This is a genomic window from Agrobacterium sp. GD03872, assembly GCF_029840625.1.
GTDB lineage: Bacteria > Pseudomonadota > Alphaproteobacteria > Rhizobiales > Rhizobiaceae > Agrobacterium > Agrobacterium fabrum_A.
Genome location: NZ_JAOCCY010000004.1, coordinates 495342 through 516238, shown reverse-complemented (window position 1 = coordinate 516238; position 20897 = coordinate 495342). Strand labels below are relative to the sequence as shown.

Annotated in this window: 22 protein-coding genes; 9 read left to right on the top strand and 13 right to left on the bottom strand. The window is 60.4% G+C overall.

The window, feature by feature from the left end; translation table 11 throughout:
- The first annotated feature begins 59 nt into the window (after positions 1-59).
- The gene (locus N5D22_RS13555) at positions 60-542 is read left to right on the top strand and encodes a heme-binding protein (protein WP_279655463.1); all 483 of its coding nucleotides are present in this window, start codon (positions 60-62) and stop codon (positions 540-542) included.
- Between the two features lie 59 nt (positions 543-601).
- Here the strand turns inward: N5D22_RS13555 and N5D22_RS13550 are convergent, their stop codons facing one another.
- Both N5D22_RS13550 and N5D22_RS13545 read right to left on the bottom strand, forming a co-directional pair.
- Positions 602-2485, bottom strand: a complete 1884-nt coding sequence (locus N5D22_RS13550) for an ABC-F family ATP-binding cassette domain-containing protein (RefSeq protein ID WP_279655462.1) — start codon at positions 2483-2485, stop codon at positions 602-604.
- Between the two features lie 69 nt (positions 2486-2554).
- Entirely contained in the window at positions 2555-3601 is a 1047-nt protein-coding gene (locus N5D22_RS13545; protein WP_279655461.1) for a GGDEF domain-containing protein, read from the bottom strand.
- A gap of 257 nt (positions 3602-3858) precedes the next feature.
- On the opposite strand from N5D22_RS13545, the gene N5D22_RS13540 reads away from it, so the two are divergent.
- Together N5D22_RS13540 and ndk are read left to right on the top strand one after the other, a co-directional pair.
- Positions 3859-4554 (top strand): glutathione S-transferase family protein, encoded by a 696-nt coding sequence (locus N5D22_RS13540; protein ID WP_279655460.1) that lies wholly within the window; start codon positions 3859-3861, stop codon positions 4552-4554.
- Positions 4555-4657: 103 nt separating this feature from the next.
- Entirely contained in the window at positions 4658-5080 is a 423-nt protein-coding gene (gene ndk, locus N5D22_RS13535; protein ID WP_003496769.1) for a nucleoside-diphosphate kinase, read from the top strand.
- A gap of 319 nt (positions 5081-5399) precedes the next feature.
- Here ndk and N5D22_RS13530 read toward each other — a convergent pair whose 3' ends face one another.
- Both N5D22_RS13530 and N5D22_RS13525 read right to left on the bottom strand, forming a co-directional pair.
- On the bottom strand, positions 5400-5912 hold the full coding sequence (locus tag N5D22_RS13530) for a lipoprotein (protein ID WP_279655459.1): 513 nt from the start codon (positions 5910-5912) through the stop codon (positions 5400-5402).
- Positions 5909-6460 carry a CGNR zinc finger domain-containing protein gene (locus N5D22_RS13525; RefSeq protein WP_279655458.1) on the bottom strand — a complete coding sequence of 184 codons (552 nt, stop codon included), beginning with the start codon at positions 6458-6460 and terminating at the stop codon, positions 5909-5911. Before N5D22_RS13525 ends, N5D22_RS13530 begins: the two co-directional genes overlap by 4 nt.
- Before the next feature lie 61 nt (positions 6461-6521).
- Between N5D22_RS13525 and N5D22_RS13520 the strand changes: the two genes are divergently transcribed.
- On the top strand, positions 6522-7418 hold the full coding sequence (locus N5D22_RS13520) for a branched-chain amino acid ABC transporter permease (protein WP_279655457.1): 897 nt from the start codon (positions 6522-6524) through the stop codon (positions 7416-7418).
- 61 nt (positions 7419-7479) lie between these two features.
- Here the strand turns inward: N5D22_RS13520 and N5D22_RS13515 are convergent, their stop codons facing one another.
- The 5 genes from N5D22_RS13515 to N5D22_RS13495 form a co-directional block, all read right to left on the bottom strand.
- On the bottom strand, positions 7480-7935 hold the full coding sequence (locus N5D22_RS13515; protein ID WP_279655456.1) for a molybdenum cofactor biosynthesis protein MoaE: 456 nt from the start codon (positions 7933-7935) through the stop codon (positions 7480-7482).
- Between the two features lie 4 nt (positions 7936-7939).
- On the bottom strand, positions 7940-8194 hold the full coding sequence (moaD, locus tag N5D22_RS13510; protein WP_279655455.1) for a molybdopterin converting factor subunit 1: 255 nt from the start codon (positions 8192-8194) through the stop codon (positions 7940-7942).
- Positions 8194-8781 carry a CDP-diacylglycerol--glycerol-3-phosphate 3-phosphatidyltransferase gene (pgsA, locus tag N5D22_RS13505; RefSeq protein WP_059752461.1) on the bottom strand — a complete coding sequence of 196 codons (588 nt, stop codon included), beginning with the start codon at positions 8779-8781 and terminating at the stop codon, positions 8194-8196. Before pgsA ends, moaD begins: the two co-directional genes overlap by 1 nt.
- 103 nt (positions 8782-8884) lie before the next feature.
- Entirely contained in the window at positions 8885-10930 is a 2046-nt protein-coding gene (gene uvrC / locus N5D22_RS13500) for an excinuclease ABC subunit UvrC (RefSeq protein WP_279655454.1), read from the bottom strand.
- Positions 10927-11715 (bottom strand): SDR family oxidoreductase, encoded by a 789-nt coding sequence (locus N5D22_RS13495; protein WP_279655453.1) that lies wholly within the window; start codon positions 11713-11715, stop codon positions 10927-10929. Before N5D22_RS13495 ends, uvrC begins: the two co-directional genes overlap by 4 nt.
- Before the next feature lie 349 nt (positions 11716-12064).
- Here N5D22_RS13495 and N5D22_RS13490 point away from each other — a divergent pair, with 349 nt between their 5' ends.
- Positions 12065-12721: an outer membrane protein gene (locus N5D22_RS13490; RefSeq protein ID WP_279655452.1), complete on the top strand. Its 657-nt coding sequence runs from the start codon at positions 12065-12067 to the stop codon at positions 12719-12721.
- Positions 12722-12837: 116 nt separating this feature from the next.
- Here N5D22_RS13490 and N5D22_RS13485 read toward each other — a convergent pair whose 3' ends face one another.
- Positions 12838-13434, bottom strand: a complete 597-nt coding sequence (locus N5D22_RS13485; RefSeq protein ID WP_279655451.1) for a glutathione S-transferase — start codon at positions 13432-13434, stop codon at positions 12838-12840.
- A gap of 30 nt (positions 13435-13464) precedes the next feature.
- Positions 13465-14223 carry a ribonuclease gene (locus tag N5D22_RS13480; protein WP_279655450.1) on the bottom strand — a complete coding sequence of 253 codons (759 nt, stop codon included), beginning with the start codon at positions 14221-14223 and terminating at the stop codon, positions 13465-13467.
- Between the two features lie 197 nt (positions 14224-14420).
- Here N5D22_RS13480 and N5D22_RS13475 point away from each other — a divergent pair, with 197 nt between their 5' ends.
- On the top strand, positions 14421-15368 hold the full coding sequence (locus N5D22_RS13475; protein WP_279655449.1) for a lysylphosphatidylglycerol synthase domain-containing protein: 948 nt from the start codon (positions 14421-14423) through the stop codon (positions 15366-15368).
- Between the two features lie 5 nt (positions 15369-15373).
- On the opposite strand, the gene N5D22_RS13470 is transcribed toward N5D22_RS13475, so the two are convergent.
- Positions 15374-16237 (bottom strand): 23S rRNA (adenine(2030)-N(6))-methyltransferase RlmJ, encoded by an 864-nt coding sequence (locus N5D22_RS13470; protein WP_279655448.1) that lies wholly within the window; start codon positions 16235-16237, stop codon positions 15374-15376.
- 41 nt (positions 16238-16278) lie between these two features.
- Between N5D22_RS13470 and N5D22_RS13465 the strand changes: the two genes are divergently transcribed.
- From N5D22_RS13465 to N5D22_RS13455, 3 genes are read left to right on the top strand one after another with little or no spacing between them, the layout of a single operon-like run.
- A complete protein-coding gene (locus N5D22_RS13465; RefSeq protein WP_279655447.1) occupies positions 16279-18483 on the top strand; it encodes a molybdopterin oxidoreductase family protein in 2205 nt (734 codons plus the stop codon).
- A gap of 12 nt (positions 18484-18495) precedes the next feature.
- A complete protein-coding gene (locus N5D22_RS13460; protein ID WP_279655446.1) occupies positions 18496-19092 on the top strand; it encodes an NUDIX domain-containing protein in 597 nt (198 codons plus the stop codon).
- Positions 19093-19116: 24 nt separating this feature from the next.
- On the top strand, positions 19117-19728 hold the full coding sequence (locus N5D22_RS13455) for an NUDIX domain-containing protein (RefSeq protein ID WP_279655445.1): 612 nt from the start codon (positions 19117-19119) through the stop codon (positions 19726-19728).
- 158 nt (positions 19729-19886) lie between these two features.
- On the opposite strand, the gene N5D22_RS13450 is transcribed toward N5D22_RS13455, so the two are convergent.
- Positions 19887-20822 carry an omptin family outer membrane protease gene (locus tag N5D22_RS13450; protein WP_279655444.1) on the bottom strand — a complete coding sequence of 312 codons (936 nt, stop codon included), beginning with the start codon at positions 20820-20822 and terminating at the stop codon, positions 19887-19889.
- Positions 20823-20897 lie beyond the last annotated feature (75 nt).

The window sequence follows — 20897 nt, the reverse complement described above, 5'->3', positions numbered from 1 at the left end:
TTCGCGGCTCAACGCCATCGGCCTAAGTTGCAGTCCTCATCAAGCAAGAGGACCTTTTCATGATCCGCAATCTTCTCATCGCCTCCGTTCTGATCGCACCTTCGGCCGCATTGGCGCAGACGCTGCCGACGGCGCCTTATCTGCCGCTCGAAATGGCGGAAAAGGCGGCCAAGGCAGCACTTCAGGCCTGCTCGGCCAAGGGCAACGCCGTCACCGTTGCCATCGTCGCCCGTGATGGCGCCACCAAGACGGTGCTGAAGGCGGATGGCTCCGGCCCGCACACGGTCTCCAGCGCAACCGGCAAGGCCTTTGCCGCCGCATCGCTCGGCCGCGATACCGGAGAAATCGCCGAATTCGTCGCCGCCAAGCCCGCCAATGAAGGCCTGCGCACCATGGATGACCGTCTGGTCGTTCAGGCCGGCGGTCTGCCCATCAAGATCGGCGACGCACTGGTCGGCGGCATCGGCGTTGGCGGCGCACCGTCGGGCGCGATCGATACCGAATGCGCCCGCGAAGGCCTCAACGCCATCGGCGCGAAGTAAGCCGCGTCAGCACGGTACGGCGGCTTCGTGAGAAGCCGCCGGTTCTGCGCTGTCGCGCATCAGCCCGCCATTGCTTCCTCATACTCGCTGGAAAGCAGCAGCCATTGCTCCTCCGCGTCGGAAAGTTTGCTGGCGGCCTCACCGCGCTCCTTGACTTTCTGCGCGGCTTTGGCGGGCGCTTTTTCGTATAAGCCAGGGTCCGCCAGTTCGGTGTCGAGCGTCTGAATCAGTTTCTCAAGCTTCGCCGTCAGAGATTCGATTTCGTTGATCTTTTTCTTGAGCGGCGCAAGCTGGGCGCGCCTTTCCGCGCTTGCCTTGCGTTGATCGGCTTTGGAAGCCTGATCGGCTACGGCGTCGGTCTTGTCTTCCTTCTTTTTGCCGGAGGAAACGACGAGATCGCGATATTCCTCCATGTCGCCTTCGAAGGTCTTGACCGTGCCGTCAGCCACCAGCCACAGCCGGTCCACCGTCGCCTCGATGAGGTGGCGGTCGTGCGAAATGAGGATGACCGCGCCGCTGTAATCGTTCAGCGCCTCGATCAGCGCGCGACGGCTATCGATATCGAGATGGTTGGTCGGTTCGTCGAGGATCAGCAGGTTCGGTGCATGGAAGGCGGCAAGCCCCATCAGCAGGCGGGCCTTTTCGCCACCGGACAGATCCTTCGCCGCCGTCGCCATTTTTTCCGTCGCAAGGCCCATCTGCGCCACGCGGGCACGCACCTGCGCCTCCGGGGCCAGCGGCATCAGCTTGCGCACATGTTCGACCGGGGTTTCATCCGGCACGAGGTCATCGAGCTGGTGCTGGGCGAAGAAACCGATCTTCAGGCCGGGAGCGACGCGCAGATCGCCGGCCTGCGGCGCAAGCCGGCCGGAAATGAATTTCGCGAAGGTAGACTTGCCGTTGCCGTTGGAGCCGAGCAGCGCGATGCGGTCGTCATTGTCGATCCTGAGATTGAGCTGCTTCAGGATCGATTTGCCCGGCTCGTAACCCACGGCGCCGCCATTGATGGCGACGATCGGGGAGGCGGGCTGTTTTTCCGGTTCCGGGAAGGTGATCGGCTGGACGTGATCCTCGATCACGGCGGCGACGGTGCCCATGCGCTCCAGCGCCTTGATGCGGCTCTGCGCCTGCCGCGCCTTGGTGGCCTTGGCGCGGAAACGGTCGATGAAGCTTTGCAGGTGCTTGCGCGCGGCGTCGTTCTTCGCCTTCGCCTTCATCTGCAATTCGTCGGCCTCGGCCTTCTGCCGCTCGAACTGGTCGTAACCGCCGCGATAGAAGGTGAGCTTCTTCTGGTCCAGATGCACGATGGAATTGACGGCGTTGTTGAGAAGATCGCGATCATGGCTGATGATGATGACGGTATGCGGATAACGCCGGATATAGTCCTCCAGCCACAGCGTGCCTTCGAGGTCGAGGTAGTTGGTCGGCTCATCGAGCAGCAGAAGGTCGGGTTCGGCAAACAGCACGGAGGCAAGCGCCACACGCATGCGCCAGCCGCCGGAAAAGGAGGAGGCCGGACGAAGCTGCGCCTCGTGATCGAAACCGAGGCCGGCGAGAATGCTCGATGCGCGCGCTTCCGCCGAATGGGCGTCGATATCGACAAGCCGCATCTGGATTTCGGCGATACGGTGCGGATCGGTTGCGGTTTCGGCCTCGGCCAAAAGCGCGCTGCGCTCCTTGTCGGCCGAAAGCACGATGGAAATCAGCGATTCTTCGGTGCCCGGCGCTTCCTGCGCCACCTGGCCGATGCGCGCCTGTTTCGGTATCGTCACCGAACCGCTTTCCGCCGAGAAATCGCCGGTGATGACCCGGAACAGGGTGGATTTGCCGGCGCCGTTGCGGCCGACAAGGCCCGCCTTCACACCGGCGGGAAGCGTCACGCTGGCATGGTCGAGAAGCAGACGCCCGGCGATACGGGCGGAAAGATCGGTAATCGTAATCATGGCGCCGTTTTGGCCGAACTGTCCGGCCAAGGCAAGAGCGCCCGCGCCACATCGGACGAGATTAAACTGTCAATCGCCGAGCTGCGCCAGATAGCCGTTGCGGCTGTGCTGCGCCACCTCGCGCGAATATCCGATGACGCAGTTGCGTGTGCCGCAACGGGCCGAAAGCAGCGCAAGTTCGGCATGGCTGAAAAATTCGGCGGGCGTGGCGGTGCCATCCACCTCGGCGACGCCGATCGAAACCGTCAGATGCTCTCCGTCGCCCTCCCGGGTCACGAAACGCAGGGCTTCGACGCTTTGTCGAAGCCGCTCGGCAATCGCCTCGGCCGTGTTTTGCGGCACGCCGGCAAACAGAAAGGCAAATTCATCGCCGCCGATGCGGGCCACGAAATCGTCCTTCTTGATGGTCTTGCGAAACAGGGCAGCGAGCCTTCGGAGCGCCTTGTTGCCGGCGGCGGCACCGTATTTGCCGTTGATTTCCCTGAAATGATCGATATCGAGCAGCGCGAGCGAGGTGGCGGAAGCCGCCCGATCCCTCGCAAACAGGCTGCCGATTTTTTCAAGGAAGGCGGCCCGGTTCGGAAGCGCCGTCAGGGCATCGCGGAGCGAGGCCGCCTGAAGCTCCACCCGGTTTTTCTCGACTTCGCGGATTTTCATCAGCCCCATGGCGATGAAATGGCGAAGGCTCGCCTGTTCGTCGCGGATATCGTCCAGCAGGTCGATGAAACGCTCCGTTACGGGCGGTTCGCCATCCGCATCCTGCTGGAGGGCGCTGATGAAGGTTTCGGTGCGTTGCAGGCCTGCATCCAGGCGCGCGGAAATCTGCGTCAAGGTCTCGAAGGCTTCACTCGCCATCTGCTCGGCCTCGATCCGGGAAAAGCCCGGCAGATTGTGCCGTTGGCCGATGATATCGATCTCGTGCTGCTGCGGCGCATTGCCGAGCGCGAGAATGTCGTGGCCCATGGCGGGATTGTGTCCCGACAATATTTCGTAGATCAATTCATAGTTGCGCGGCAAAGGCGCAATGTTCATCTTGGCAATGAATTGCGCGATCCTGGTAATGACAAGGGAATTCCTTGCCTGCTCGCGTTTTTTATCGCCCGCCGATGTCGTCACTGACAGCCCCAATATGGATGGATTATTATGGATGGACCGGCGATAACCGATTGTTGAACGGGCCTATTGTTACAAGCAACGGTTTAAAATTGACTGAATCCATGAAAGCTTTCGGTGCCGAAAACCGGAAAATTCTACCTCTGGCAAGTATTCGGGCCATATGGGTTCGCTGATCGATGATATGACAAATCCTGATTTGATTTCACGAGAAGGCCGTTCTTATATCGTTTCATCCACATTGCAGAAGAGGGCAGCCCATGACGACATCAAGAACACTCTATTCGTTGTGCGGAAGCGATGTTTCCCGACCGTTTTCTCCCCATTGCTGGAAAACCGTGCTTTCGCTGGCGCATAAGGGGCTGGATTTCGAGGAGCGCCCTTTGCCCTTCACGATCATCCCGACGGTGGAGGACGGTTTTTCGAAGACCGTGCCGATCCTGCGCGACGGCGACGAGCTGGTGAGCGACAGTTTCGAAATCGCGCTTTATCTTGATGAGGCTTATCCGGAGCGCCCGTCGCTGTTCAACGGCGAGGGCGGCAAGGCCATGGCCCGTTTCGTCGAAAGCTGGTCACAGACGGTGCTCCATCCGGCCATCGTCCGCATCGCCGTTCTCGATATCCACAACATGCTGGACGAGCCGGATCGCCGTTATTTCCGCGACAGCCGCACGAAGGCGCTCGGCCGTCCGCTCGAGGATGTGGTGGCGAACCGCGAGGCGGAAATCGCCGCTTTCCCGGCATTGCTCGCGCCGATCCGGCGTATGCTGAGCTTCCAGCCTTTCATTGGCGGCACATCGCCGCTCTTTGCGGATTACATCGTATTCGGCGCGCTGCAATGGGCGCGGATCACCACCGGGGCGGATCTCTTTGCCGATAACGATCCGGTGCGGGACTGGTTCGAAGGCTGCCTCGATCTCTACGATGCGCGAGGCCGCAGTGTGACAGCGGCGTGAAATGTCTGGCATGATCGTTGCAATCTCGTCGATCCCCCTTGTTTTCGGGACTTTGGGCGGGTAAAGACCGCCCACTTTCTCTGAAGGAAAAGGAAACGAACACATGGCGATTGAACGCACATTTTCGATGATCAAGCCGGACGCAACCAAGCGTAACCTGACGGGCGCGATCACCAAGGTATTTGAAGACAACGGCCTGCGCGTCGTCGCCTCCAAGCGCGTCTGGATGAGCAAGCGCGAAGCAGAAGGCTTCTACGCCGTTCACAAGGAGCGTCCCTTCTTCGGCGAACTCGTTGAAGGCATGACCTCCGGCCCGACCATCGTTCAGGTTCTGGAAGGCGAAAACGCCATCCTCAAGAACCGCGAAATCATGGGCGCCACCAACCCGGCCCAGGCCGCTGAAGGCACCATCCGCAAGACCTTCGCGCTCTCCATCGGCGAAAACTCCGTTCACGGTTCCGACGCCCCGGAAACCGCCGCACAGGAAATCGCCTACTGGTTCGCCGAAACCGAAATCGTCGGCTGATTCAAAATCTCAACGGCTTGAATCGCTGTTGCAGGCGATTGTGTGAAGCCGCTGAAAAGACTCGAAGAAACGGAGCCGAAAGGCTCCGTTTTTTTTGTTTTGGAGCGCTACCTGCAAGACGGTGCATTTCTGCGGAGACCTCACTTCATACTCCGTCACCCCGGACTGGATCCGGGGTCCAGCGCGATCAAGTCCTTGATCGCAAAGACTCTTACGCCACGCAGACGCGCGGCTGCTGGATGCCGGGTCAAGCCCGGCATGACGGAAGAGAGGTTTGCCACCCCCTACAGAGAACTGAGCCTAAGGCTGCAATTTTTTGTTAGGACGCCGGACACCCCTGAACCGGCCGCATATCCGTCGTGCCATCCGGTTTGAACACCTCCGGGTTGGGCGTATAAAGCGGGCCGACCACCAGCGGCTTGGCGGGCAGCAGCGACTGGTCGGTGTCGGAACGGATCGTGGTTTCGATGGTCTGGAGAATGTCGCCTTCCGGCCCCGTGATGCGGATGGTGACCTTATAGGGCCGGTCCTGCTTCACGCATTCCACCGGTGGGCTCTGGACGGTGATCTTTTCGTCTTTCGGGAAAATCTTCTCGCGGCTGGTGAGGTCCGGACCGCCGCGCGGGTTTTCGAACGTCGCTTCCACCGTGCTGCCATCGCGAACGGGCGCGATGCGCTGAAGCGTCACCAGATAGGTGGCAATGGCGACGCGGTAGTTGAAAACGAACATCCGGCCGGAAACCTTGGCCACTTCGCGCGGCTCATCCCGCTGGCAGCCGGAAAGCGCGAGCATCGCCGAAATCGCCAGTAAGGGAAGGGCAATTCTTCTCATGATCGCACTTCCTTCTTCCGAAGATAGTGCCGGCTGGCTTTCTTCCGGTTACCGCACACCGCCATATCGCACCAGATACGGCTTCTGTTCTTGCTGCGGTCGATGAAAAGCCAGCCGCAATTGCCGCAGATCCGCAGCCGCTCCTTTGTCTCACTGGCAAGCAGCGATAGGGCGGAATGGGCGGTGGCGTTGCCGAGGCTTTCGGCAAGCGGAAACGTTCGCAGCGCCGTGCCGCAGGCGAAGAGAAGCCCGGCCAGCCGGCCGTCGCCATCGTCGCTGCCGGCAATGGCGGCGCGGAAATAATCGTCGACAGCCTCGCGAAGATCGAGAAAAACCGCCTGCTTTTCCGCCTCGGGAGCGGTGAGCGCGGGAAACCTGTCACGCTCCGCACCGAGCCTTGTGGCCGCTTCGGCAAAGGCCGCGATCTGCGTCGACACGGCAAAACGGTCGACTGATTTTGCCGCATCCGAGCGCAGGATCACGCTATTGGCGACATCCAGCGCCAATGCGCCGCCTGCGAAACGATGTTGCGTCCAGCGAAAGGTCATGTCGCATATTATAACTATCAAAATGAGTTTTAACAGTTATAATTGAGGCGGGAGGATGCGCTTGGCCTATTTCCTGCAACAATTGCTGAATGCCGTGCCGGTCGCCTCGCTTTATGCGGTTCTGGCCTTTGGTTATGCCATCGCCTTTTCGGTCACCAAACGCGCCGATGTCACCTATGGCGCCATATTCGCCTTTGCCGGCCAGACCTGCCTGCTGTTTGCCGATTTCGGCTGGAACCGGCTTTGGCTGGTCCTGCCGGCAACATTGGCGCTCGGGGCAGGGGCGGGCCTGTTCGGCGGGCTGTGGGCGGCGGGTTTTGTCGGCAGGGCGGTGATGCGGCCGCTGGCGAAAGCCTCTCCCAATGCGGTGACCGTCGCCTCCGTCGGCGTGCTGATCGTGTTGACCGAAAGCGCGAGGCTGGCCGCCGACACGAGGCAATTATGGCTGCCGCCGCTTTTATCTCAGCCGGTGCGCTTCTGGGCCGATGGCGGCTTTGCCGTGACCCTGACGCCGATGCAGATGCTGAACACGGCAGCCTTCTGCCTGCTCATTCTCGCAGGGTCGCTTTATCTTGGCCGTTCCGCTTTCGGCAGGCGCTGGAAGGCGGTCACGGACGATGCTTTCGCCGCCGCTTTATGCGGGGTGAATGCCGGCCGGATATTTCTCGTTTCCTATTGCGCGGCGGGCCTCGTCGCCGCCATTGCCGGCGTGCTGGCCACTTTTTATTACGGCACCATGGATTTCGGCGCCGGGCTGGTCTTTGGCCTGAAGGTGGTGTTGATTTCGGCGGCGGGCGGTTATGCAAGCCCGCTCATCTGCGGCCTTGGGGCCGCCGCCGTCGGCTTTGCCGAAACTTTCTGGGTCGGTTATGGACCGGCCGCCTGGCGCGATGCGGTGGTTCTGGCGATGCTGGTCGGCTGGCTGATCGTCATGCGCAGCAGGGTGGAAGCGCCCTAGAGCATTTCCAGCAAAAGTGGACTTAGGTTTTCCGTCCGGAAATGCGAGAAAAGAGCAAGCGCTATCGCCACTTGTCCTTGGCCGTATCGTCGGTTGTCTTTGCCGCAACCCAGTTGCCCGCCGCGCCGTCCTTGCCATGTTCCTTTTTCCAGAACGGGGCGGATGTCTTCAAGTAGTCCATCACGAAATTAGCGCCATCGAAGGCGGCCTGCCGATGCGATGAAGCTGCAATGACGAGGACGATGTTTTCGCCGGCGGCGATCTTGCCGTGGCGGTGGATGGCGGTGAGGCCGAGAAGGCCGAAACGCTCCACGGCAAGTTTGGCGATGCGCATCATTTCCGCTTCCGCCATGCCGGGATAATGTTCGAGTTCCAGCGCCGCGAGCGTGCCGCCATCATCCCGGCAGAGCCCGGTGAAGGCCACCACCGCACCGATGCTCCTGTCAGCTTCCGTCAGCCGGCGGGTTTCTTCCGCAGCATCGAAATCCTCTGCCTGGACGCGGACTGTCGGCTGCATCCGCTCATCCCCCCGTCATCGGCGGGAAGATGCCGATCTCGCGTGCGCCGACGATGCTTTCATCGTGCTCGACATGTTCCTGATTGACGGCGACGCGGATCACATTGGGAAACTCGAAGGCGGCTTCGTAATTTTCGCCGCGCGCCGCAAGCCAGGCGATCAGCTCGCCGGCGGTGGTGACCGAGGAGGGGATGTCCAGCTCTTCTTCGTCCGTGCCGATCTTCTCGCGTACCCAGGCGAAATAAACGATCCGTGTCATCAGTCTTCGTCCACGATGTGCTTCAGGCCAGCCTTGAAGTAATCATAGCCGGTATACATGGTCAGCGCCGCCGCGATCCACAGCAGGGTAATGCCCATTTCGGTCGTGTAGGGCAGAACCTTGTCACCCGCCGGACCGGCAAGCAGGAAGGCGATGGCGACCATCTGGATGGTGGTCTTCCACTTGGCGATGCGGGTGACGGGAACGCTGACCTTCAGCGCCGCCAGATATTCGCGCAGGCCGGAGACCAGAATTTCGCGGCAGAGAATGGTGATGGCCGCCCAGAGCGACCAGCCGGCAATGGTGCCATCCGCCGCCATCAAAAGCAGGACGGAGGCGACCAGCAGCTTGTCGGCGATCGGGTCCAGCATGCGGCCGATATTGGAGGTCTGGTTCCAGATACGCGCCAGATAACCGTCGAGGAAATCGGTCAGCGAGGCGATGATGAACAGCCACAACGCCGTCCAGCGCGCGAAATCCGAGCTTTCCAGTTTTCCTTCGATGAAAAAGCACAAAACAATGACAGGAACCGCGAGGATGCGGCCATAGGTGAGTAGGTTGGGAATGCTGTATGCGCGCGAAGCCATGGGAAACCTGTCAGTCTGAGATCAACTGCCTTGATGCCGCCGCCAGGGCATAGCGTCAACATCTCATTATGTTTTTTTAGCAGTTCGGTCGCACCGTTCTGCGTCAATCGCCGCTACTCTCGTGGAAGTGATTGTAGATTTGCCGCGCCACCGCCTCGGAAATGCCGGTGACGGCCATCAGATCGTTGAGACCGGCGCGGGAAACCGCCTTGGCCGTGCCGAAATGCTGCAACAGCGAACGCTTGCGGCCCGGACCGATTCCCGAGATTTCGTCGAGCGGATTGCGCACCATTTCCTTCTTGCGCCGCGCCCGGTGCGAGCCGATGGCGAAACGGTGCGCCTCGTCGCGCATGCGCTGGATGAAATAAAGCACGGGATCGCGCGGCGGCAGCGAAAAATCGCTGCGCCCATCCGCAAAGAAGCGTTCGCGGCCCGCCTCGCGGTCCACACCCTTGGCGACGCCGATGGCGGTCACACAGTCGCGAATGTCGAGTTCATCGAGAATGGCCCGCACCGCCGTCATCTGGCCCTGACCGCCATCGATCAGGATCACATCCGGCCAGGTGGGGAAGGGCATGTCGGCCGCTTCTTCCGGTGTCGGTGTCCGTTCGCGGTCCGGCTTGCCTTCTTCCTTCAGCAGGCGGGAGAAACGACGGGTCATCACCTCGCGCATCATGCCGAAGTCATCGCCGGGGGTTATGTCGGTCGATTTGATGTTGAACTTGCGGTACTGGTTCTTCACGAAACCTTCCGGCCCCGCCACCACCATGCCGCCGACGGCATTGGTGCCCATGATATGGGAGTTATCGTAAATCTCGATCCGGCGCGGCACATAGGAAAGGCCGAAGGTTTCCGCAAAACCCTTCAGCAGCCGCGCCTGAGACGAGGTTTCCGCCAGCTTGCGGCCATGCGCCTCGCGGGCATTGGCAAGCACATGGTCGGTGATGTCCTTCTTCTCGCCGCGCTGCGGCACGCTGATGGTAACCTTGTGCCCGGCCTTTTCGCCGAGCGCTGCGGCCAGCAATTCCTGCTCCTCCACCGTTTCGGAAAGCAGGATTTGCTTCGGCACAGGCTTGTCGTCATAAAACTGCGCCAGGAATGCATTGAGGATTTCCGAGCCGGGCAGGGAAGGGTCGGCCTTCGGGAAATAGGCGCGGTTGCCCCAGTTCTGGCCGGTGCGGAAAAAGAACACCTGAATGCAGGAGATACCGCCCTCGTGATGGATGGCGAAGACATCCGCTTCCTCGATGCCGGCGGGGTTGATGCCCTGATGGCTCTGGACATGCGAAAGCGCGGCCAACCGGTCGCGATAGACGGCGGCGCGCTCGAAATCGAGGTCCTCGGCCGCCTCGTTCATCTGCCGCGCAATCGCGGTCTTGACGCTCTGGCTCTTGCCGGACAGGAAATCCTTGGCTTCCTTGACGAGTTCTTCATACCCCTGATCGCTGATCTCATGCGTGCAGGGGCCGGAACAGCGCTTGATCTGGTAAAGAAGACAGGGGCGCGTGCGGGTCTCGAACACGCTGTCGGTGCAGGTGCGGATCAAAAAGGCGCGTTGCAGCGAATTGATCGTGCGGCCGACCGCGCCGGCTGAGGCAAAGGGGCCGAAATAATCGCCCTTGCGTGCCCGCGCCCCACGGTGTTTGAAAATCGCCGGCGCGCGATTGTCGGCGGTGATGAGAATATAGGGGAAGGACTTGTCGTCGCGCAAAAGCACGTTAAAGCGTGGCCGCAAGCGCTTGATCAGATTCGCCTCGAGCAGAAGCGCTTCCGTCTCCGTGCGGGTGGTGACGAATTCCATATGGGTGGTGAAACGCACCATCTGGGCGATACGGTTGGAATGCACGCGCCCCTGCGCATAATTGCCGACGCGCTTCTTCAACGAACGCGCCTTGCCGACGTAAAGCACGTCGCCCGCCTCGTTGAACATGCGATAGACACCCGGCGAGTTCGGCAGGTGTTTGACGAACTCGGCGATGAGGTCCATGCCCTTCAGGCCGGATTCATTCTTCCAGCCCGCATTCCAGTCCATGCCGGCAACGTCGCGCGAAGCCTCGGCCGTTTCCGTTGCGGCAAGGCTTGCATCGTCGTCTTCGTCGTCGGTTTCATCGAAGAGAATACCGCCGTCAGGCAGCTTCTTTCCGTTCATTCAGGTATCTCCGCCACGTCAGGGGTTTCCCAGCCAAGATGCTGGCCGCCGTCGAGCGCGATCATTTGTCCGGTGACCGACGGCGTGTCGTAAAGAAAGCGAATCGTCCGCCCGAATTCGTCCGGGGCGGGACCACGCTTTAATATAAGGCCGTCGATCTGCGCCTGAAAGTCCTCGGGCGCCTGTCTTTCGCTTTTGAAGGTGGGACCCGGCCCGATGGCGTTGACCCGCACACGCGGCGCAAAGCTCTGCGCCATCGTTCGCGTGGCCGTCCAAAGCGCCGATTTCGAAAGCGTATAGGAATAAAACCGTGGTGTGAGCGCAAGCACGCGCTGGTCGATGATATTGACGATCAGCCCGGATTGATCCGCAGGTAGCTGCTCGACAAAGGCGGCGGCGATAAGGGAAGGGGCCCGCACATGCACGGCGAAATGGGCGTCGAAGATATCGGGATCGGGCTCTTCGGCCGAGTCGTCGAGAAAAACCGAGGCATTGTTGATGACGACGCCAATGGGGCCGAGAGCGGAAGCCGCCTTCCCGACAAGCGCTTTTGTCGGCTCCGATTGTGTCAGATCCGCCTGGACGGCCGCGGCCCTGCCACCTTTTTGCCTTATTTCATTAGCGAATTCCTCCGCCTGAACCATCGATTCATTGGCATGGACGGCGATCGCAAAGCCGTGGGCGGCGAGATCGGTGGCGATTGCCCGCCCGAGCCGGCGTGCGGCTCCCGTTATCAAGACTGTCTTCGGTATATTTTCGTTCACGGCGGACCTGCATTTGCTCATATACGTCCTATTTGCTGGATATAAATGCAAATCGCAAGCTGTCCGTCAGCCCCAAAAGAATTGGGCGATTTTTTATTCGCAATGCAATTTTGGTTTAATTTGAATATAACTAAGTTTAAAGGCGATCTATTGCTGGTTAGGCTTCTGTTAGGGTTAATAAAACCCTTGTGGCAATTAGGCAACGTCTAATTCTAGTCACCGCTCTGCCCCAAACAATTCACATTTTGGCTCTTTGATCTCCGCATTCTCCCATCAAGTTCAGTTTCCAGAGGGGCGATTAACCCGACGAGTTTACACCGCGTCTGAAAACAATGTTTTGAGTGCAGAGCGGTCCTGAAAGGAGAATAGCATGCGTATTTTCGTAGCAACCCTTATGGCTTCGACCATGGCAGCTGCCGGCTTTTCGGCTGCTTACGCCGCTGACGCCGTAAATGAAGTGCCGCAGGCACCGGTGTCCTACGACCAGCCCGCACCGGTCAAGGATTGGTCCGGCGCCTACCTCGGTGGTACGGTCAACTACGACTGGGGCCGTTTCAGCTCCAGCAATGACGGCCGTGACGCCAAGGGCGCCGGCGGCGGTCTCTACGGCGGTTACAACTGGCAGAACGGCCAGCTGGTTTACGGTGCCGAAGCCGACGTCAACCTCGGTGACGAGCGCGGCTCCGCCGGTACGGTCGCAGGCCGCTCCGTCGAAGGCAAGCAGGGCGTCAACGGCTCGCTGCGCGGCCGCGTCGGTTACGACATGAACCCGTTCCTGCTCTACGGTACGGCCGGTCTTGCCGTCTCCGACAACAAGGTTCGTGACGGCGTCAACAAGGACAGCGCCACGGCCCTCGGTTACACGGTCGGTGCCGGTGTAGAAGCCATGGTTACTGACAACATCACCGCCCGTCTGGAATATCGCTACAGCGATTACCAGAAGAAGGACTACACGCTCGGCAACGACGCCTTCTCGCGTGGTTTCGACGACCACTCCGTCAAGGCCGGTATCGGCGTCAAGTTCTGATCCTTCCAGGATCGGTAAAGGAAAAGCCGGGGTTTGCGCCCCGGCTTTTCTGTTTTTGAGATTCGCCATCGGAATAATGCCCGGCGGACAATGCCGGGCATCCCGCTGACCCGGCCTCAGGCCGCGGCCTTCATTTCCGTATAGGCTTCGAAACGCTTGCCGAAGATTTCCGGCCAGGCCGCCAGCGCGTCGCGACCCTCGGCCCATTCGCCGGCAAAACGCAGGTCGAGATAACCGATCATCGCCGCCAGGGCGAAATGACCGCCATGCAGCTTCTTTCCGGTCTTCGGCAGGTTGGCGTTGAGATGGTCTAGTCCGCGGACCACCTTGCTCCACTGCTTGTCGATCCAGGGCTGGTGAATCTTGTCTTCCGGGCGGAAACGGCGCTCATAGACGATGGCCAGCAGGCAATCCATGATGCCGTCGCACAGCGCCTCCAGAATTTCCACATCCGTGCGCTTGCCGTGCTTTTTGGGATAGAGCTTGCCGCCCGAAAGGCGGTCGAGATAGTGCATGATCGCGACGCTGTCATAGACCGAGCCGCCGTCATCCAGCAGCAGGACCGGGATCTTGCCGAGCGGATTGTTGTCCATCAGCGTGGCGGGTTCGGCATTGGTATCGACGCGCACGGAGGTAATGTCGATGTCGAGATGGCGGGCGGCCATGCGCACCTTGGCGGAATAGGGGGAGGCGGGCGAATAAAGCAGTTCCATGGTCGGGTCCTGTGGGTTCGATATGGGTAATCAGCGTATCGGCATGATTTCGGTAGAGCTGGCGCGGCAGCCCCTGCGGTCGAGCTCGGGGCAATCGCGGAATGTCATATCCCTGTTGAGGCAGATGCGCACTTCCTCGAGGCGCTTGCCGTCGCAGCTGATGGAGATGCCGCGTTTCGACAGGCCGGGATTGGCCTCGGTGAAGGCGGCTTCGATGGCGTCGGCGGAAAGAGTGGCGGCTTCGGCGCCCGAGGCGATCTTTCCCGGCAACCGTATGGCTTCGAAGGCGGCCCGCGTCGCCGAGAAATAGTCCTTCTGCGACAGGCCGGAACAGGAGCCGTGCTTGCGCCACTGGTGGCCTATCAGGCCCATGGATGGCATGATGTCGAACATGGTGCGGCCGATTGCGTCGGGAACACGCTCGGGTTCGCTGCTCCGGCAGAATTCGGGATAGCCGTTTTCGTTCTGTGGCCACAGCCCGTGCACCACGAAACCGTGACGCCTGTCGCCGCCGCATTGCTGGCGGTTGCCGGAGCCTTCGGAACTGGCGCAGAATGCCGGCGACCAGGACAGGGAGAGCACGTAAAAATCGAAACCCGTTCCGCGAGGTGCGGATTTGCCGCCCGTGTCACGCCGGGAATCATCGGGCTGGGAGGTTCCGGCGGGCTGCGATGGCGGATACATGGTCCAGCCATTCGAGGAGCCGCTCGGGGCGGGTTTTTCCTGCGCAAACCAAAGTGCTGCAAGCGACAGAAGACCCAAGGCGATGAAACCGGCATAACGTTTCATTCCGTGCATGTTCCCCGGAAACTGGACCATCTCATGCCGCCATCGGGCGACGACCCGGTCTTACATAAATTTGTGAACGAGGCAAACGGGCAAAAAGGTTGAAAGCTTCGCCGCATAACGAATAGACTCAAGCGAATCTTCCGCGAAAGACGGAACGGGGCTGGGGTGAAGCTGGAGGAAATAGGCGGCATGACCGCATGAAATTCAAGAAATATATCTGGCCCGTCGTTGGCTTCGCGACGATCGGTTTTTCCGCTTGGCTGCTTTTTCACGAACTGCGTGGCCTGTCGCTCGATGATCTCTGGGACAGCCTGAAAGCCATTCGTGTGCGGGACTGGCTGTGTTCGGGCCTTGCAACCCTGCTGGCCTATGCGGCGCTTGCCGGTTACGACCGCATCGCGTTGCAGCATCTTGGCCGCAAGGTGAACTGGTTCTTCATCACGCTCACCTCTTTCACCACCTATGCGCTGTCCCACAATGTCGGGGCGTCGGTATTTTCGGGCGCGGTGGTGCGATATCGGGCCTATACCTCCAAGGGGCTGAGTGTGGCGGAAGTGGGCGTCCTCGTTGGCCTCTGCTCCTTCACCTTCCTCATCGGCACGATCATGCTGATCGGGCTGGTGCTGCTTTACGAACCAGACATCACCGAACGGTTCACCGGCATCCTGCCTGTCGAAGCCTCCACCACGACGGGCGTGCTGCTGCTCGTCTTCGTCGGCCTTTATGTTCTCGGCAGCCTGCTCCGGCTGAAGCCCCTGAAGATCGGCTCCTTCGTGCTGCCTTACCCCGCGCCGAAGCTTGTTGCGCAGCAGCTCGTCATCGGCCCGATCGAGCTGATAGGTGCGGCCGGCATCATCTATTTCGCGCTGCCGGAGGCCGGCAATCCCGGTTATATGATTATTCTCGGCATATTTCTGGTGTCCTTCTCGGCGGCGCTCATCTCGCATGCGCCGGGCGGACTGGGTGTGCTGGAACTGGTCTTCGTCACCGGCCTGCCGGACATGAACCCGGCGGACGTCATCGCGGCGCTGCTGGTCTTCCGGCTGTTCTACCTCATCATTCCCTTCATCATGGCCCTGTTCGTGATCCTGTTCTTCGAACGGTCGCAGCTTGCGCAGGCGCAGAGGCGGGAAGGGCTGAGATAGCCCCCTCAATTCTCCTCCGATTTTTCCTCGCCGCGCAGCCAGAAGGCGCGCTGCGAGGCGAACCTGTCCTGCGCCAGCGTTGTCTTCAGGTAAGGCAGCAGCGTGTGCAGCTCGTCCTTCAGCGTATAGGGCGGATTGACGATGATGAGGCCGGAACCGCTCAGGCCATCCAGCCGGTCGCTTCTGACCGACAGTTCCGCGCACAGCATCTTCGGAATGTCGAAGGATTGCAGCCGCTCGTGGAAGTCCTTGATCGGTGCGCCTTTCTTCAAGGGATACCACAGGCAATAGGTGCCGGTGGAAAAACGCCTGTAGGCCTTGTTCAAGCCATCGGCCAGCCGCTGATATTCATTCTCAAGCTCGAAAGGCGGATCGACGAGGATGAGGCCGCGCTTTTCCTTCGGCGGCAGATGCGCGCCGAGCGACAGCCAGCCATCCAGCTCGGTAACACGCACCTGATAATCGCCCTCGAACAGGCGCGCCAGCGCCCGGCTGTCATCCGGGTGCAGTTCCATGGCCGAAAGCCGGTCCTGCGGGCGAAACAGCATGCGCGCGAGCTTCGGTGAGCCGGGATAATATTTCACGCCGCCTTCCGGGTTGAGCTCCCGGACGGCGGTGAGATAGGGCTCCAGCAGCTCGGCGATGGGGGCGGGCAGGTCGGCCTCCATCAGCTTGCCGATGCCGGTCTGCCATTCGCCGGTTTTCTGCGCCTCTTCCGAGGTGAGGTCGTAAAGCCCGATGCCGGCATGGGTGTCCAGCACGCGGAATGCCTTGTCCTTGTTCTGCAGGTAGCGCACGAGGCGGGCGAGAACGGCGTGTTTGAGGACATCCGCGAAATTGCCGGCGTGATAGATGTGGCGGTAGTTCATGGATGTGTCTCGCTTGCCGTTTATCCGGATGAATGGTCAGGATGAATATTCTTGATGGACGTCACTTCGGCCTTTTTGCCGCATCGTTGATGCAATATACAAAAGCCATGAACGTTGCGACCCCGATTTCCGCTGAAAAAGCCGCCGCCAAGACCGAAGTCCGTATCGGGCACACGGTCTGCCCGCATGACTGTCCGAGCGCCTGCGCGCTGGAGGTCGACATCAATGCCGATGGCCGCATCGGCCGCGTGCGCGGGGCTAACGCCAATACTTACACCGCCGGCGTGATCTGCGCCAAGGTGGCGCGTTATTCCGAGCGCATCTACCATCCCGGCCGTTTGCTGACCCCGAAGCGTCGCAAGGGGGCGAAGGGCGCCGGTGACTGGCAGGAAATCTCCTGGGAAGCGGCGCTGGACGAAGTGGCCGATGCTCTCGTCAAAGCCGAGGCGCGGCACGGCGCGGAGGCCATCTGGCCCTATTTTTACGCCGGCACCATGGGCCAGGTACAGCGCGATTCCATCGAGCGCCTGCGCCACGCCAAGAAATATTCCGGCTTCTTCGGTTCGATCTGCACCAACATGGCCTGGACCGGTTACGTGATGGGGACCGGCGCGCTGCGCGGTCCGGATCCGCGCGAGATCGCCAAGGCCGATGTCGTCGTCATCTGGGGCACCAACGCGGTCGCCACGCAGGTCAATGTCATGACCCATGCGGTGAAAGCCCGCAAGGAGCGCGGCGCGAAGATCGTCGTCGTCGATATCTATGACAATCCGACCATGAAGCAGGCGGATATGCGCATCGTCGTCCGCCCCGGCACGGATGCCGCACTTGCCTGCGCCGTCATGCATATCGCCTTCCGCGACGGTTACGCCGACCGCGAATACATGGCGCGCTTCGCCGACGATCCGGCTGGGCTTGAGGCCCATCTGAAGACGAAGACGCCGCAATGGGCCGCCGAAATCACCGGCCTCTCGGTGGAGGAGATCGAGGATTTCGCGCGGCTGGTCGGCACCACGAAAAAGACCTTTTTCCGGTTGGGTTACGGTTTTGCCCGGCAGCGCAACGGCGCGGTCGCCATGCATGCGGCCCTGTCGATCGCCACGGTGCTCGGTTGCTGGCAATATGAGGGTGGGGGCGCCTTCCACAATAATGGCGATATTTTCCGCCTCAACAAGTCGGAACTGATGGGCACCGCCTATGCCGATCCGGATGTCCGCCAGCTCGACCAGTCGCAGATCGGCCGCGTGCTGACGGGAGATGCGCAGGCGCTGCGCCACGGCGGCCCGGTGACGGCGCTCCTTATCCAGAACACCAATCCGGTCAATGTCGCACCTGAACAGCGTCTGGTGAAGCAAGGCTTCCTGCGCGACGACCTGTTTGTCGCCGTGCATGAGCAGTTCATGACCGAGACGGCCGAGGTGGCTGATATCGTTCTGCCTGCCACCATGTTTCTGGAGCATGACGACATCTACCGCGCCGGCGGCCAGAACCATATTCTGCTTGGACCCAAACTGGTGGAGCCGCCGGAAACGGTACGCACCAACCTCTTCGTCATCGAGGAACTGGCAAAGCGTCTCGGCATCGACCACATGCCGGGCTTCGGCCTTTCGGCGCGCGATCATGTGGACCGCATGCTGAAAGTCAGCGGCTGGGGCGATTTCGATACGCTGGCGGAAGAAAAATGGATCGATGCGCAGCCGTCCTTCGAGGTGGCGCATTATCTCGAAGGGTTCGGCTATGGCGATGGCAAATTCCGTTTCAGCCCTGAATGGGCGACAGGACCCTCGCCGAACAGGCCGCCGAAAAATATCGGCGTGATGGGCCCCGTTTCGCAATTTCCGAAGTTCCCGGATCAGGTGGACGTCATCGAAACCGCGGATGCGGATCATCCGTTCCGGCTCGCGACATCGCCGGCGCGTAATTTCCTGAACTCCACTTTCGCGGAAACCAAAACTTCCGTGCAGAAGGAAGGCCGCCCGGAATTGATGATCTGTCCTGAAGATGCCGCCACGAACGGGATCGCCGATGGCGACATCGTCCGCATCGGCAACGGCCGCGGCGAAGTGCGGCTCCACGCAAAAATCGTGGAGGGTGCAAGGCCGGGCGTGCTGATTGCCGAGGGACTGTGGCCCAACAAGGCGCATCTGGACGGCGAGGGCATCAATGTCCTGACCGGGGCCGATGCCGTGGCTCCCTATGGCGGCGCCGCTTTCCATGACAACAAGGTCTGGCTGAGCAAGAACTGACGGAAGATTTGAATGACGAAGTTCGACAATGTGAAGATCGAGATTCTGAAAGACGAGACGCTTTCGAAGAACTGGTATCATCTCCGTAACATCACCTACAATTACACCAATTCTCGCGGAGAGACGAAGGTCATCAGGCGCGAAGCCTATGATCGCGGCAATGGTGCGACGATCCTCCTCTACGATCCACGCCGCCAGACCGTGGTGCTGGTGAGACAGTTCCGCATGCCTGCCCACGTGAACGGCCATCACGGCTGGCTGCTCGAAACGCCTGCCGGCCTGCTGGATGGCGATAATCCGGCTGAGGCCATTCGCCGCGAAGTGGCGGAAGAAACCGGTTATGTCGTCAAGGATGTGCGCTTCCTGTTCAAGTCTTTCATGTCGCCCGGGTCCGTGACCGAAATCATCCACTTCTTCGCCGCGACCGTCGAATCGTCGGATCGCTTGGAGGAGGGCGGTGGCGCCGTGCATGAGGACGAGGATATCGAGGTCGTGGAAATCGCCCTGGACGATGCCCTGAAAATGATAGAAACCGGTGATATCTGCGACGGCAAGACGATCATGCTGCTGCAATGGGCGGCCCTGAACCGTCATTCTCTCACCATTTGATATTCCAACCTCGACGGAGCGCTCATGAATGTATCGCTGACGAAAGCGCCCGCCGCCGAGGCGGACAGGGTTCGGCTGGTGGAGAAGGAAACGGTCTGGAAAGGCTTCGTGCACATGCAGAAGCTTGTTTTCGATCAGCGCATGCCGGATGGCAGGACCATCCGCATCGTCCGGGAAGTCCATGACCACGGCAGCGCCGCCGCCATTCTTCTTTATGATCCGAAACGCGACAGCGTGGTGATGGTGCGCCAGTTCCGTCCCGCCGCCTTCGTGAATGGCGATCCGAGTTTTATGATCGAGGTGCCGGCAGGCCTGCTCGATGACGATGCTGCAGCGGATGCCATCCAGCGTGAGGCGATGGAAGAATCCGGCTACGCCGTCGAAAAGGTCGACTATCTCTTCGATATGTATGCCAGTCCCGGCACGCTGACGGAAAAGGTCAGTCTCTTCGTCGCCCGCATCGATCTCGACGTGCAGGCCGGCAGCGGCGGCGGACTTGAGGACGAAGGTGAGGATCTGGAGGTTCTGACCTACGGGCTGGACGAGGCCTTCGCGATGATCACATCGGGTGAAATCACCGATTCCAAGACCATCATTCTGCTGCAATGGGCGATGTTGAACCGCGCCCGGCTTTGAACGGACCTTAAACGAACGCGACGTTTTCCAGCTTTGCGGCAGCCGCGAGCTTTCTGTCCTGTGTTACCAGAGGCGCGTTGTTGGGAGCGCCATCGTACTTGGTCAAGTGGTTGGCCAAGTACGTCAGATCGATCTCTTTTCGACGGTCGCCATCGAAATCAGAAGCGACCTTTCACACCCATCCCCACAAAAATCGACTGCAGGTCGCCGCCACCGGCATTCTTTTCCGATGACAGGTTTCCGGCGCCTGCGCCGCTATAGTGGGTGTCTCCGCGCCCGAGGCTTGTATAGTCATACGCGCCGTCGAGATAGATCGAGGCATTCTCGGTCAGATCATAGGCGACGCCGGCCTTTACCCCGAACATGCCGGCGACGTCGAATTTGTCGGTAAAGCGCATGTCGCGCAGCCAGTGATCGTCCGTCGCCTTGCCATAGACCATGGCGCCGCCTTCAAGGCCCGCATTGAACGACCAGTTGCCGAACCTCTGGCCACCCGTCAGGTTGCCGTAGAAAACCGGGATTTGCTGGCGGTAAGTGATCCCCTTGAGGCCATCCTTGAATTTGCCCGAAAAATCACGGGGGGAGAAAACGCTGTAAACGGCGTTGCCGCCATAAGCCGACCATTGCACGTCCGTATATCGAAAACCGACGCCGGCGCTGAGATATTGCTGCGGATCGTCCAGCAACATGCGATTGAGTTCGAGGCTTCCCGAAAAATAATGGTCGAGGCGGGTATCGTCGTGTTGCGAGCGATCGCTCCAGCCATTCTTGGAGCTGTCCTTATAAAACGGCCATTGCCAGTCATAGTCGGTCATGTAGCCATCGCCTTCAAAGCCGACGCGGCCTTCCGCCTTGACGCGCCAGCCGGGCGCAAGTTCAAGTCCGAGCGAGCCGCGCAAGGCTACGGCGTTTTTGGTTTCCCATTCGAGTTCGCTCACCTTGCGGCCGCCGAGATGAACGGTTTCCGTCGCGCGAAGATTGAGAACGCCGGCATCCAGCGAGGCTGTAACGCCGCCTTGCTCAGCCGCGACCGGCAGGCTGGCGCCCGCCAGCAGGACAACCGAAAGCGGCAGGGAAAGTCTCGAAAATCGCATAATCGCTCCTGAGTGACCGGAGGGCCAGGAATAATGGCCGTTGCGGACACTAAAGATGATTATGGTAAATGATCG

Bases quoted from the DNA above. Each gene is read 5' to 3' on its own strand.
- N5D22_RS13465 (WP_279655447.1), top strand. From the start codon at position 16,279: ATGAATATTCTTGATGGACGTCACTTCGGCCTTTTTGCCGCATCGTTG.
- N5D22_RS13530 (WP_279655459.1), bottom strand. From the start codon at position 5,912: ATGAGAAGAATTGCCCTTCCCTTACTGGCGATTTCGGCGATGCTCGCG.
- N5D22_RS13485 (WP_279655451.1), bottom strand. From the start codon at position 13,434: ATGGAACTGCTTTATTCGCCCGCCTCCCCCTATTCCGCCAAGGTGCGC.
- N5D22_RS13470 (WP_279655448.1), bottom strand. From the start codon at position 16,237: ATGAACTACCGCCACATCTATCACGCCGGCAATTTCGCGGATGTCCTC.
- N5D22_RS13555 (WP_279655463.1), top strand. From the start codon at position 60: ATGATCCGCAATCTTCTCATCGCCTCCGTTCTGATCGCACCTTCGGCC.
- N5D22_RS13475 (WP_279655449.1), top strand. From the start codon at position 14,421: ATGAAATTCAAGAAATATATCTGGCCCGTCGTTGGCTTCGCGACGATC.
- N5D22_RS13460 (WP_279655446.1), top strand. From the start codon at position 18,496: ATGACGAAGTTCGACAATGTGAAGATCGAGATTCTGAAAGACGAGACG.
- moaD (WP_279655455.1), bottom strand. From the start codon at position 8,194: ATGACACGGATCGTTTATTTCGCCTGGGTACGCGAGAAGATCGGCACG.
- N5D22_RS13480 (WP_279655450.1), bottom strand. From the start codon at position 14,223: ATGAAACGTTATGCCGGTTTCATCGCCTTGGGTCTTCTGTCGCTTGCA.
- N5D22_RS13495 (WP_279655453.1), bottom strand. From the start codon at position 11,715: ATGAGCAAATGCAGGTCCGCCGTGAACGAAAATATACCGAAGACAGTC.
- ndk (WP_003496769.1), top strand. From the start codon at position 4,658: ATGGCGATTGAACGCACATTTTCGATGATCAAGCCGGACGCAACCAAG.
- N5D22_RS13450 (WP_279655444.1), bottom strand. From the start codon at position 20,822: ATGCGATTTTCGAGACTTTCCCTGCCGCTTTCGGTTGTCCTGCTGGCG.
- N5D22_RS13490 (WP_279655452.1), top strand. From the start codon at position 12,065: ATGCGTATTTTCGTAGCAACCCTTATGGCTTCGACCATGGCAGCTGCC.
- pgsA (WP_059752461.1), bottom strand. From the start codon at position 8,781: ATGGCTTCGCGCGCATACAGCATTCCCAACCTACTCACCTATGGCCGC.
- N5D22_RS13525 (WP_279655458.1), bottom strand. From the start codon at position 6,460: ATGACCTTTCGCTGGACGCAACATCGTTTCGCAGGCGGCGCATTGGCG.
- N5D22_RS13455 (WP_279655445.1), top strand. From the start codon at position 19,117: ATGAATGTATCGCTGACGAAAGCGCCCGCCGCCGAGGCGGACAGGGTT.
- uvrC (WP_279655454.1), bottom strand. From the start codon at position 10,930: ATGAACGGAAAGAAGCTGCCTGACGGCGGTATTCTCTTCGATGAAACC.
- N5D22_RS13515 (WP_279655456.1), bottom strand. From the start codon at position 7,935: ATGCAGCCGACAGTCCGCGTCCAGGCAGAGGATTTCGATGCTGCGGAA.
- N5D22_RS13550 (WP_279655462.1), bottom strand. From the start codon at position 2,485: ATGATTACGATTACCGATCTTTCCGCCCGTATCGCCGGGCGTCTGCTT.
- N5D22_RS13540 (WP_279655460.1), top strand. From the start codon at position 3,859: ATGACGACATCAAGAACACTCTATTCGTTGTGCGGAAGCGATGTTTCC.